8 protein-coding genes are annotated in these 13569 nt (G+C 36.3%); 2 read left to right on the forward strand and 6 right to left on the reverse strand.

The features are described from left to right. Window positions 1–764: 764 nt before the first annotated feature. Both AC0QT4_RS03020 and AC0QT4_RS03025 read right to left on the reverse strand, forming a co-directional pair. Window positions 765–1499, reverse strand: a complete 735-nt coding sequence (locus AC0QT4_RS03020; RefSeq protein ID WP_473200252.1) for a pyridoxine 5'-phosphate synthase — start codon at window positions 1497–1499, stop codon at window positions 765–767. A gap of 82 nt (window positions 1500–1581) precedes the next feature. Beyond that, on the reverse strand, window positions 1582–2703 hold the full coding sequence (locus AC0QT4_RS03025; RefSeq protein WP_473200253.1) for an ATP-dependent DNA helicase: 1122 nt from the start codon (window positions 2701–2703) through the stop codon (window positions 1582–1584). Between the two features lie 1770 nt (window positions 2704–4473). Between AC0QT4_RS03025 and AC0QT4_RS03030 the strand changes: the two genes are divergently transcribed. Further along, window positions 4474–5682, forward strand: a complete 1209-nt coding sequence (locus tag AC0QT4_RS03030) for an MFS transporter (protein ID WP_473200254.1) — start codon at window positions 4474–4476, stop codon at window positions 5680–5682. A gap of 187 nt (window positions 5683–5869) precedes the next feature. After that, on the forward strand, window positions 5870–6709 hold the full coding sequence (locus tag AC0QT4_RS03035; RefSeq protein WP_473200255.1) for a TauD/TfdA family dioxygenase: 840 nt from the start codon (window positions 5870–5872) through the stop codon (window positions 6707–6709). Window positions 6710–7397: 688 nt separating this feature from the next. Here AC0QT4_RS03035 and AC0QT4_RS03040 read toward each other — a convergent pair. The 4 genes from AC0QT4_RS03040 to hflC all read right to left on the reverse strand — a co-directional run bounded on the left by AC0QT4_RS03040 (window position 7398) and on the right by hflC (window position 13568). Further along, window positions 7398–9191, reverse strand: a complete 1794-nt coding sequence (locus tag AC0QT4_RS03040; protein WP_473200256.1) for an acetolactate synthase 3 large subunit — start codon at window positions 9189–9191, stop codon at window positions 7398–7400. A gap of 270 nt (window positions 9192–9461) precedes the next feature. Next, window positions 9462–10334: a tRNA (adenosine(37)-N6)-dimethylallyltransferase MiaA gene (miaA, locus tag AC0QT4_RS03045; RefSeq protein WP_473200257.1), complete on the reverse strand. Its 873-nt coding sequence runs from the start codon at window positions 10332–10334 to the stop codon at window positions 9462–9464. A gap of 635 nt (window positions 10335–10969) precedes the next feature. Next, a complete protein-coding gene (locus AC0QT4_RS03050; RefSeq protein ID WP_473200258.1) occupies window positions 10970–12481 on the reverse strand; it encodes a Do family serine endopeptidase in 1512 nt (503 codons plus the stop codon). Between the two features lie 151 nt (window positions 12482–12632). Continuing rightward, the gene (gene hflC / locus AC0QT4_RS03055) at window positions 12633–13568 is read right to left on the reverse strand and encodes a protease modulator HflC (RefSeq protein ID WP_473200259.1); all 936 of its coding nucleotides are present in this window, start codon (window positions 13566–13568) and stop codon (window positions 12633–12635) included. Window position 13569 lies beyond the last annotated feature (1 nt).

A 13569-nucleotide genomic window follows, 5' to 3' on the forward strand; every position in this document is an offset into this window, starting at 1 on the left:
GAACAAAGTAATTGCATATCTTTTTTAAATTTATAGTTTGCATACAAAAAGCTATATCCCCCAAAACTTCTAAAAGAATATTTTTAACCAAAATAGAATTCAACTACTTCTTTACAAAAATACTATATTGTGCATAACAGTACTTATAAAATAAAAACATATACTAAAATTATATTCTTCTTTCAAAGAATAAAGCATTATATCTTTGAAATTAAGATATTGTACGCATTTTTTAACATGAACTAAATCAAAGTGGATAGCAAGAAAAATTATAAATAAAGGATACTGCTTTATCCTGAAATGCAAAAAATCAATTTCACTGCTCTCATGATAAAAAATACTCTTTATAGAGTCCTATTTTCACAGATTCAATAGAGGTAATATTGAGTATTTTAACTGAATAAATTCATAACTGAAGAATACAGAAAAAACATAAGTCTGTATTCTCATCATAATTATCCTTCTCACCTCAGTTGCTAACACAAATCTAAAAGTTTTTATTTCTTATACTTCTTATGAAATCTATCGTTGATTTCCTGCCTTTTTAAAGGAGATTTCCTCAAAAACGACAAAACTTTGTGACATCTCTATAGGCTAATATGATGAAGTTACAACCAATCATTTTAAATTGAATGTAGCATTTCTATCGCTCTCATAATGCATACTAGTAACAGTTATCTAAACAAACATATATACAGCTGTTTTTTCAAGATAAAGAGAGCTTTACAAAAATTTATCTTGCCCATGGTATAAAGGAAAAAGGGTTATACCAATAACCGGATGAAACGCTCAACCGTTTTGTGCATTCCATATTCTAACGCATCGGCAATAAGCCCATGACCAATAGAAACTTCATCAAGCCAAGGGATACGATTAATAAGAGCAGGAAGATTTGTAACTGTTAGATCATGCCCTGCGTTAACACCTAATTGCAACTCTTGAGCCCTTTTTGCTGCTAAAACAAGTTTACTGAGCTCTTGATCCTGTTTTATCATATCCTGAAATGCACCACCGTAGGGGCCAGTATAAAACTCCACACGATCAGCACCAATCGCTTTAGCAATATCAAGACCATCGACAACAGGATCAGCAAATAAAGACACACGAATTTTTTTTGCTTTCAAACGTTGAATAATAGGTGCTAAAAATTCTGCATTACGAGCAAAATCCCAACCATGATCAGAAGTTGACTGAGCTGGGTCATCAGGAACAAGAGTAATCTGATCAGCATAATTTTCTGCTATATCCAAAAATGTATCACTCGGATAACCTTCAATATTAAACTCAGCAGTAGGAAACGTACTGTTAAGTAAACAGCGTATATCTGGCAAATCAGAAAAACGAATATGTCGCTCATCTGGACGCGGATGAACTGTCAAACCAGCAGCACCAGCTGAAAGTGCTATATGTCCAATAGTCTTGATATTTGGCCAAGGAAGATTACGCCGATTTCGCAAAACAGCAATAGCATTAAGATTAACCGAAAGTTTTATGGTCATGGCCATTTCCATTCTCATACACAATTCTCAAGACAAAAAATACATTCATCAATATAATATAAAGGATAAAAATATTTTTCTCCTATCGAACAATTGTTAAACGCTCTGCTGCACGCGTAATTCCCGTATAAAGCCAACGGGCATACATATCACGAAATGCAAAACTTTCATCAAATAAAACAACATTATCCCATTGAGATCCTTGTGCTTTATGAACAGTTAATGCATATCCATAATCAAAGTCATCGTGTCTTTTTTTTAACGCCCATGAAATCTCACTTTCAGGATTTTCAAACACTGCTTTTAAAAGCTTAATCTTCACTACCCCACGATCACTTTCTTCTGGTTTAATAAGAAGGTTAATACTTGGTTTAACGGTTTCCTTGTGTGAAGTCATTACTTTCCATAAAGAGCCATTTAACAAGCCTTTAGTAGGATCATTACGTAAACAGACAAGTTTATCTCCCGCTTGTGGATAATCTGCTGTAAATCCCTTTAATGCACGCAAACGTCTATTATAAAGGTGACGTGTCCGATTAACCCCTACCAACACCTGATCAGCATCTAAAACCAATTTCTGATCGACCTCTTTACGTGTAATAACACGAGCTGCCCCATAATCCCCATAAACAATCTCGCGCCCTTCACGAACATCCATAGCCAGACGAATAATCGGATTATCACGTGCTTGTCGATGAATTTCAGAGAGTAGAAAATCTGGTGTACCGTTGGAAAAAAAACCACCTCCTGATATAGGAGGCAATTGACCTGGATCACCAAGCACAAGAATTGGCGTCCGAAAACTCATTAAATCACGGGCTAATTGTTCGTCTACCATCGAACACTCATCAACAATGATAAGCTTAGCGTGTGCGGCTGCACTTCTCCGATTTAAAGCAAATGTCGGTGCAAGAGATTTTTTTCCTGTTACTTCATCAGAAACTTCTTCTTCTCCACGTGGACAATAAATCAACGAATGAATGGTGCAAGCATTACTCGCACCTTTAGACCGTAAAACCTGTGCTGCCTTTCCTGTGAACGCAGCAAATTGAACAGATCCATCAACTGTTTCGGCAAAATAGCGCGCAAGCGTCGTCTTCCCTGTTCCCGCATAACCAAAAAGGCGAAAAAGTGGCGAACGCCCTTCCCTTAACCACGCGGCAACAGCCTTTAACGCATTATCCTGTTCCGGTGAAAACTGCATAATTTATCAAAATAAGATTCGCGTAAAAAGAGCAAGAGTTTTGAAAACAAAATCACATTCAAAAAACTTTTTATCATTAAGGATTTCTGATACAGACCCATTCGATCACTTTTATAGGACGATTATCAACCATTTCTATACAAAATATTTCAGTAATTTAAATTTCTTACCCACGAAAAATTTATGTCAGCCCTTTGATAAAATCTTACATTTTTTAAACTGGATATTCTATTCTATAGAAAAATAACGAACAGAAAATTAATCCATGTAATCAACTAAAACACCCTATAGATACACCTCTCCTGCATCATGTTTAGAATTAAAGCAAATGGCAAAAACAAAACACATCCATCACGATGAGCAATCAATTAAATAAAGCAGAGAAGCTTTCAAAACCTTTTCAGCAAAAAGAGAACAAAAGATAAAAAGATCTCAATAAAAACCGCTGAAAATTTATGGAAAAGTTTTTATAGCCTCTCAGCCGCCATCCTCTCATAACAACTTTCAACAAATACGTAATTTATGGCACGGGATAAACTGCAACTAAATAACGAAGATAAAGACAAGATGTTTTTGCCTGCCCACCATAGTAACCAGCAAGAGTACACGCTCTGAAAGCATCCCAAACAAAGATAAGAATTAATAGAAACAAAACTTATGAACAAACTCTTCATCTATCTCAAATCTGCCATCCCATGACCAAAACAGCTATGCATTCTGCTAAATATGGAGAGATATTAAAAAAAATACGGCTTTGTTACCATCTTATGAGCTCTTTCTATAGCAGAGCTCCGTCCGTCTCATCTTGTCAAAGAAAAAGAAATCGCATGCCATGGTAAAATCATAGCGTATGGGTACATTGAATATGGAAAGCGTATTAAAATATGCAAAACTGATGGAACGCAAAAGTTTGTTAACTTTCTAAAAAACCACTTGCTCAATTACAAAATCTGACACTCCCTAAATCAAAACTGCGATTTGTTGAAGGTACATCTGCTTGGTTACAAAAACAGTATTTTAAAAGCGTCAATGAGCATAACGCGCTAAAGTCACAAAAGACCGATCATTCATCCTTATAAAGAAAATGTTCCACTACTCTATAGAAGACAATCGAAAAAACGGAACAGAGAGTTGAATGCGCAAAAAAACAAACGCTAAAATTTCCTAAAAGCTCTCATGGCCTTTTAAATGCACAATTGAACAAGGACTTTTAGAATGTGGTCTAACTTCACAAATCAAAAAACAACGTCTCAAAACAAAGATAAACTTCACATGTAGCAAAAGAAAAATTCTAAAAATATAATCAACGATACACTATCTTTCCATGAACGCCTCTAAAATAAAATCATTTTTTATATAATGACCTCACGGTGTAATGCATTTCAGTTTTAAAATATAACGATAGTATTATTGATTAAAAAACAGAAACACGCACATTTTAAAATGTACAGTAACATGTCTTGCCAATTCAGGTGGAATAATTTTATAATTTAAGGCATTTTTAGGCTAAAAATATGACACACCCTCTCTTTAGGAAAAGAGCGTAAATCTTAAAAAAATGCGTTCTCAAAACAATAAAAATCATCAAAGAACGAAGAAGAGCGGGAAATGATTCAAAAAACCAAGAACCATCCAATCCCTTCATTATTGGATTAAATATTCATTTTACACGAGAATATAACCATCAGCATAAAATACCTCATTTATTGTTGGCAATCATTATTAAAAAAGGCTACTTCATTAGAATACACTTTCATTGGAGGGGGCATAATGAGCAATAATAAATTTATAGAAAAAAATTATTATAGATGGATTGTATTGCTTGTTGCCACTATCGCTCAAGCATCAGCCTGCTTCTTTGTTCAAGGGATTGGTCCTTTAGCTGAATTTTTTAAGAACGATTTCTCGCTTAGTGACTCTCAGATTGGTTTGCTGTCTTCAGCAGCGCAGTTCCTCCCTATTATTGGGTTACTTGTCGCTGGCGAATTACTAGACAAATTTAACGAGCGCTATATTGTTGGAGTTGGCGCGGTCGGCGTTTCTGTCGCTCTTTTGTTGGGAGCAATCGCACATAACTATCTTTCCCTTTTGGTTTGTTTGCTCATTGTAGGGGGATTTTATAGTTCTGCTCAACCCGGTGGCGCTAAATCTGTTTCTGCATGGTTTCCACAATCGCAGCGTGGATTTGCAATGGGAATAAGGCAGGCGGGGCTACCATTAGGTGGGGCATTAGCTGGGATAGTTCTTCCTGCTAGTGCGCTTGTCTATGGCATACAAGGCGCGTTTTTGATCGGTGCCATAGCCTCTTTTTTAGGTGGATGTCTATTTATTATTTTTTATCACTCACCAGCAAAAGTTGTAGCTATCATTCCAGAAAGCAAGGCAAGAGTTTCGTTCTATGCAAATGTAAAATCTCGTCCTGCAATGTTAGCTGCGCCACATATGAAGAATATTATTTTTTCAGGCGTTTCCCTTGTGATAGTTCAATATGTTTTAACCATTTTTATAACTGTTTATTTTTATAGAATTTATCACCTGTCTTTAGATAAAAGTGCTTATTTGTTTTTTGTTTCACAGGCTTCTGGTGCCTTAGGAAGAATTATTTTAGCAGCATGGAGTGATCATTGTAGAAAAGGACGATTTTTTCCTGTCTTGTTTTGCATGATTGCAGTCGTTTTTGGATTTTTAATATTAATTTTGGGCATGAGTGGATCCATAATTTATTTAACTCTTTTATCTGCTTGGTTAGGTTTTTTTGGATTGGGATGGTATGGCCCTTGGGTTGCTTATATTGTAGACTCTTCGCCGAAGGAAAGCGTTGGATTTTCTCTAGGTTTAGCAATGTCTGTAAATCAAATCGCAATCATTACTGCTCCACCATTATTTGGATTAATCCAAGATTTTACAGACACTTATTTACTAACATGGCTGATTTTAATTTTAATGATTGTTTTTTCACTTTTCTTAATAAAAAAGTAGGGAAATATAATTGGAGAGGGAATTATAATGATAAATGAAAAGACTTTTGAATTGAGCAATGTCGAAAGAGACAAACTTTGAAAGGCTTTAGACCATATTATTTATGATCCGTACGGTGGTATTGAATATTCGGTTGAGCTAAAAAAGAGCGTTTCCGCTTCTACCACAGAGAATATTGACAATTCTTATGAAACAAAAGAGGCCTATTACTCCTAGACCATATTTAATCTTTGAAAATCTTCCAATTGATAGACAAATTAATACGTCACCTAATCCTTATAATTTAGATGCATCTTGTAAAAGTGGCTATATTAGCGAAAATTTAATTATGATGTTTTCTTTATTGATCGGAGAGCCTTATTCAATTAAGTTTGAAGGCGGACATAGAGTAAATAACCTAGTTCCTTTAGGGGATAATAAAAAAGATTATACAGGATTAGGATCTGAAGTTGAGTTAGATTTTCATATAGAAAATGCTGCACTAAAATTTATAACGGGTTTTAATTTATCTCCTAAAGGGATCCTTTTATCTGGTGTTCGCAATGATGTTAATGGTCCGTTAACGAGAATATCTGGTGCACGTCTAGCTTTAAAACTTTTAAGTGAGGAGGATTTGAGTAGCTTAAGGGATAATTTATATATAATTAACGTTCCCTATAGATGGAGAAAAAATGGAGTAACCTCTACAAGTAAAGTGCCCCTAGTTCAAGGGAACGGTGAATTCCCAGATATCAGCGCTGTTTTTTATCTGGGCATGTTAGAGCCACAGTCAAAAAAAGCTAAGGAAGCTTTAGACCATTTTTATGAAGCTATTAAGGCTGTATCTTTTGGAATTGATGTACAACCAGGAAGATTATTATACATTGATAACAGAATGGCTCTACACTCTAGAGATAAATTTTCTGGATCATTTGATAGTTATGAAAATCCAATGCGGTGGATTCAAAGAGTGTTTGTATCTGCAGATTTATGGAATCATAGAAATGTAGAACAAATAAAAGAAAGAATATTTGATTTTCAATGTTAATGACATGATAATGATATAAAGTTGAATGTTATTCTGGTTTATAGATATTGACGATACATCTCATATGTAGAGATTTCTCGCGCATAATCCAGTGAGATTACTAGCTGATTATAAGCTATGGTAGCTAATTGATTTTCTATGGCTGCATTTGATCTTTGTTATTTTTGCCCTTCCTTTCAAGCCGCTAGGGGGATTCTCCTCTCAAGCCCTTGAAAGAGCAATTTGAAGTAATTTCATAATGCGAAACCAAAACAGAGTGACAAACTTTTCTATTGTTTTCCCTATTGTTTTCATAGGCATGACGGTTTGCATGGTTGCACCCTTCAAGCACAGTGGCTTTTTTCTTGCACGATGGAATCTTTCATATATGGGACGATAATTAATTTATAACAGATCATTCAATGTACTCTCTAAAAAATGCAACGAAATAGCTATTCATGTGAACATATAAAAAAATAAACATTGCGTACAAATAAATTCAAACATAATTGGGCACACAACTTATAACATTTTTTAGATGAACAAATGACGCCCCATGTCTTTAAACCCTATGTCTCTTTAAACAAAGAATGAAAATCATAAAATGAGCTCTAAGGATAATAGGAACTCTCCACAAAGAAGAGACAGAGATGAAGACTCCAGAGACTTCATCATCACCATCCTTCACTCTTTGATTAACATATTCATTTTACACGAGAATATGACCATCAGCAGCAATAGCATTTGCAATTGCTTCATCATTAGCCTCATCAGGCAACAGCATATCATTATGTGCACACCCAGATGGGATCATAGGAAAGCAATTTTCTAAATTATAAACATGACAATCGAAAAGAACTGGCTTATCACAAGCAATCATTTGCTGAATTTTATCATCAAGTTCATCCGGTTTTACACAACGAATACCAACTGCTCCATAAGATTCCGCTAATTTTACAAAGTCAGGCATAGAGTCTGTATAAGAATGAGAAAGACGATTGCCATGCAACAATTGCTGCCATTGGCGAACCATACCCATATATTGATTATTTAAAATAAAAATTTTTACTGGCGTATTATGCTGCATTGCTGTCGCAAGTTCTTGAATATTCATTTGAATTGAAGCGTCACCAGAAATACAGACAACAAGGGCATCAGGATGTGCAATTTGAACACCAATAGCAGCAGGAAGACCATACCCCATAGTTCCAAGACCACCAGAAGTCATCCAATGTTTTGGTTCATCTAAGCGATAATACTGAGCGGCCCACATCTGATGCTGTCCAACATCTGTTGTGATATAAGGACTTGCACTTTTACTCAGTGCATAAAGCCGTTCAAGAGCATATTGTGGCATAATGACATCTTTTCTCTCAGCATATGCCAATGAATTACGCGCTTTCCAGCCATTAATTTGTCTCCACCACATATCACGGCTTTCGCTTTTAAATATTGGTTTTTGCTTATGCAAGCATCGATTTATATCTCCTAAAATATGTGCTACATCGCCAATAAGTGGAACTTCTACTTTTACAATCTTATTGATAACAGAAGGATCAATATCAATATGGATAATGCGCGCATGAGGTGCAAATGCATCAAGTCGCCCAGTGATACGATCATCAAACCGTGCGCCAATAGCTAACATAACATCACAATCATGCATGGCCATATTAGCTTCATAGGTTCCATGCATTCCAAGCATTCCAAGCCAATTTTTACCAGAAGCCGGATAAGCACCAAGTCCCATGAGTGTTGAAGTGATTGGAAAATCCCCTAGTTGAACCAATTCACGCAAAAACTGTACAGCTTTAAGCCCAGATGAAATAACACCACCACCAGAATAAATAATAGGGCGTTTTGCTTCTGCTAAAAGAGCAACAGCACATTCGACAGCCTCCTCTTTTGACTGGAAATAAGAATGCGGAGCTTCCACAACTTGAGGTGCTCTATAAATACCTGAGGCAAATTGAACATCCTTAGGAATATCAATCAAAACTGGTCCCGGACGCCCTGATTGAGCAATAGAAAAGGCTTCATGAATAATTGTGGCAAGATCATTTACATCTTTAACCAAGCAATTATACTTAGTACAAGGTTTTGTAATCCCAACTGTATCGGCCTCTTGAAAACCATTTGTTCCAATTACAGTTGTCGGTACCTGACCAGAAAAACAAACAAGTGGGATAGAGTCCATGAGTGCATCTTGTAAAGGTGTCACAGCGTTCGTTGCCCCTGGACCAGAAGTCACAAGCATAACGCCTACCTTCCCAGTACTGCGTGCATAACCTTCAGCCGCATGACCTGCTGCTTGTTCATGACGTACCAGAATATGCCGAACTCTATCTTGTTGATAAAGAACATCAAAAATAGGAAGAACAGCGCCACCAGGATAACCAAAGAGATGTTTAACCCCATGATCAATAAGAGCTTGAACCACCATTTCAGCACCTGACATTCTTTTTCCGTCCGCACTCTCTTGCATTCTTGGATGATTTGTCATTTTTCCCACTCGCTTACTTGATAGTAAAATAAAAAAAAGCCCCTAGAGGAGCCCATAAAAAAAGACCCCCAAGGAGCCCATTACACACAAAAAAATATATATTGTATGATCCCCTCCTCATTCCAATGCACAAACATATAAGGAAAACATTTCCTACAGAAGAGTTTTTAATTCTATTAACAGCATTCGTCAATAAAAAATTATACCTCCTAAAAAAAATCCCTTCATAAGGATTTTTTTAATTGCTTTTCAAGCTTCTCAACTCTTTTATCAAGAAATCAGCATCCATTCTTTATCAAATTGATGACGAAACCATGTCATTTGCCTTTTTGCATACCTCCTTGTTTGTGTTTTCACCGTTTCAAGAACGCTTTCAAAGCTTCTATATCCATCCAAGTAAGCTATAAATTCAGGTATGCCAATAGCTTTCATCGCTGGTAAAAAAGGAGAAAGTTTAAGCCTCTTCATGGCAGCAACCTCCTCTAAAGCACCTCTTTCAATCATGGAGTCCAACCGCTTATGAATACGTTCATAAAGCAATTGACGTGGTGGAAGAAGAAGAATTTTTTCTAAACAATTTGAAACAATGAGAGGTGTTGTTTTTTGCTTCTGCCACCAGCTTAACTTCTTACCTGTTGCCTCATAAACTTCTAAAGCACGAACAATACGTTGACCATCTTGTGAAGAAATTTTCTCAGCAAGAACAGCATCAACCTGTAAGAACTGGTGATAAAGACTTTCAGCACCCTCTTGATCAAGCCGAAGTCGCCATTTCTGGCGTACAATATCCGGAACATCAGGGATTTTTGAAATTCCCTCTAAAAGAGCACGGAAATAAAGCCCTGTTCCACCAACAAAAATAAGTGACCTTGATGAAAATTTTGTCAATAACTTCTCAACATCAAGCAACCATTGTCCCACTGAATAATTCAGTGCAGGACTTATATAACCATAGAGATAATGTGGAACAATTGTCGTATCAGCCTTTGTCGGACGTGCCGTTAAAATATTTAAAACATCATAAACCTGCATTGAATCCGTATTAATGATAAGGGCATTTTTTTCTTGAGCCATCTGTAACGCAAGTGATGACTTTCCACTTGCAGTTGGCCCAGCTATCAATGTAATTGTTCTCTGTGTCATGAATAGAAATCTCTACTTCCACCAAACAAAAATTTCTTGCAACACACATAACAAACCACGCAAAATCTGTATTTCATCTCCATTGTCATAGAGTAAATACTTCAAACGAAATACAAACAGAGCTTTTATAACTAAAACAGTAAAAGTATCTATAATAGTTTTGCTCCCTCGGAAAAATGAATCCAATCATAATACAAAAAAATCTCAAGGGACTTATTCTGTTTATCATTATTCAACAACACAACACATCTACAAAATTTTTTTAAAGAAAGCATTATAAATAAATATATTTCTTACAATCATATAAAAAATAACCCTTAAGATTCACGCATATAATTAAATAATTTTATATTTTTATACGAAAATAAATAATATTCTGATTTATAAGAAGAAACGAGTGCATCATTTTCTTCACACTCCCATTTACAACCATTACTAACCATTACTCTTTCATCAACAACAAAGCAAAATGCAGTAATGCTCATAAATTACCAACTCTAAAATATTAATCTCTCCGAATAATTGCTATTTGAAAACTGAAGAGTACAATCTCTTCCCTATCGTAGATTTTAAGGGTGATAATAAAAACACAAAGTAATGAGAAGCAGATGTAAAAGCTTCAATTCCCAAAACTATTAATCCATTGGAATTGTTACAAGACGCAACTCTCCATCTGGACGAGCAACGATGAAGAGAGCATTTTTACGCCCAGCTTCACGTAATTTATGAAGACGTTTCTTAGCCTCATCAATCGTTGTAACAGAACTTTGATTGATATCAACAATCACTTCACCAGTGCGAATACGCTTTTTATCTGCCGTGCTATTTTTTGCAACAGACGCCACCACCAATCCTCGAAGTTTATCTGTAATTGAATAGCGGTGACGCAAATCTGTTGTAAGTTCAGATAATGTCATTCCCATAAATTGCATTGTCACATTTTTTGATACAGCACTACTTTTGTCACCATCAGATTCTTCTACTGTATTTTCATCTGTCTCAACCAAACGACCAAGCTTAACTTTTACTGTTTTTTTCTGTCCGTTTCGAAAAACAGTAACATCCACTACTTTGCCTTCAGAACTTTCCGCTACTAAACGCGGCAAATCACGCGCATGCTTAATTTTTGTATTTCCAAAGTAAAGAATAACATCTCCAGTCTGTAACTGGCTATTATCAACATCAGCATGTTCTATTTTACCAGCAACCAATGCTCCCACAGCTTTTTCTAGCTTTAAACTTTTTGCAATATCTTCAGTTACTGGCTGAATACGAAGAGCCAACCAACCACGCCTTATTTCTCCAAAATCACGCAACTGATTGATAACAGCAAGAGCCATCTCTGATGGTATAGCAAAACCAATACCGATCGAACCACCAGAAGGTGAAATAATTGCTGTATTAATACCAATTACCTCACCATTTCTATCAAATAACGGACCTCCAGAGTTTCCTCGGTTAATTGCTGCATCTGTTTGAATAAAATTATCATAAGGACCAGCATTGAGATCACGATTGCGTGCAGAAATAATACCAACTGTCACACTTCCACCAAAACCATAGGGATTCCCAATAGCCATAACCCAATCACCAATACGGGCTTTTTCTGAATCACCAAAACGTACAGCTTTTAATTTTTTACTTCCTGCGTCTACTTGAAGAATCGCCAAATCAGTTTTGCTATCCTTTCCAAGCAATTTTGCTTTTAGTTTTGTACCATCGGTAAAATTAGCTTCAATATCATCAGCATCAACAATAACATGGTAATTTGTAACAATAAGCCCTCTTTGCGCATCAATCACAAAACCAGATCCCAAAGAACGTATCTTTTGAAACTGACTATCTTTTTGACCATCTTTGGGTGTAAAAAAATCACTAAAATACTCTTCCAACAATGAATCTTTTGGTATAGCAGGCACGGAAGTATGCTCGTCTTGTTCTGTACCATCGACGGTTTGTGCCGTGGAAATATTCACCACCGTCTCTAAAAGTTCAGCAGCTAAATCAGGAACAGAAGGTGGTGTATTTTTTATCTCTTCTCCCCAAGACAAACTGCTTGATTCAAATAAAAACAAAACCACACAAACAACAATTTTTGTGATAAAGAACCTCAAAGACGTATTTTTATCTACGACATTTCTACCCATAATCTGCCTTTAACAAAATGCTGCAAAGAGCCTTACTCAATTTAACTATGCAAAATGAGTACGGCTCAACACTCTACCATTCTCATCATAAAAAAAACAACCACAGAGCACACTTCTTACGTCAAATCGTAGCCACGATCGATTGTTGTATCTATTCTCCCATGAGTTTTGGTTCCGTCTTACTGAGGTTTGTATTCATTGTTGATGGAATTTTTCCCTTTTCTTTCTGTGGATTACGAAAATAGAAAAAGAAATCCTCATTTGGTGAAATCACCATTGGAACGCGCTCCAAATTCTTATATTGTTCCATCGCCAACCAAAAATCATAAAAAGATGGATTAGTCTTTCTTGTATTGAGTAACAAACGAATACTTTCAGCTTGACCTTCACCACGGGTAATTTCAGCATCACGCCTTGCCGCTGCTACGATCTCTTCATATTCACGATTGGCTTCTGCTACAATACGATCACGCTCCTGCTGACCACGGGCACGAATATTTTCCGCTACAGCTTCACGTTCAGCTGCCATTTGCCGATAGACATCTTCTGAAACAGCATCAGTCAAATCAGTTTTGCGAATACGCACATCAACAATGGTAATACCCAAAGACCCTGCATCGACAGAAAACTGCCGCTGCACTTCAGCCATCATTGCACCCCGTTCATCTGATAAAGCTGCTCTAAATTCTCTCTTACCATAAACAGCCCGCAAAGCATCAATAAAACGCGGTGCAAGATTTTCACGCGCAGCAATTTGTGGACGCCCTGAAGCAATGCGCTGTAAAAACAACTTAGGATCCATAATACGGTAAATAAAGAACGCATCTACTTCATAATAAGCCCCCCCTCTCACCTGTACAGATTGTGTTGGAACATCGTACCGTAACAACCGGTTATCAACAACAATCATCTTATCCACGAAGGGCACTTTTAAATAGATTCCAGGATCAGACTCTACCTTTACAATTTGCCCAAAACGCTTAACGGCTACTTGTTGACGAGGATAGACAATAAAAATAGACATCCATAAAACCGTCAAAAGAAAGACTATGGAACTAAAAATAAACAAGAAACGAGACTGCTGCATA

This window comes from Bartonella sp. EBT8 (genome assembly GCF_055796165.1).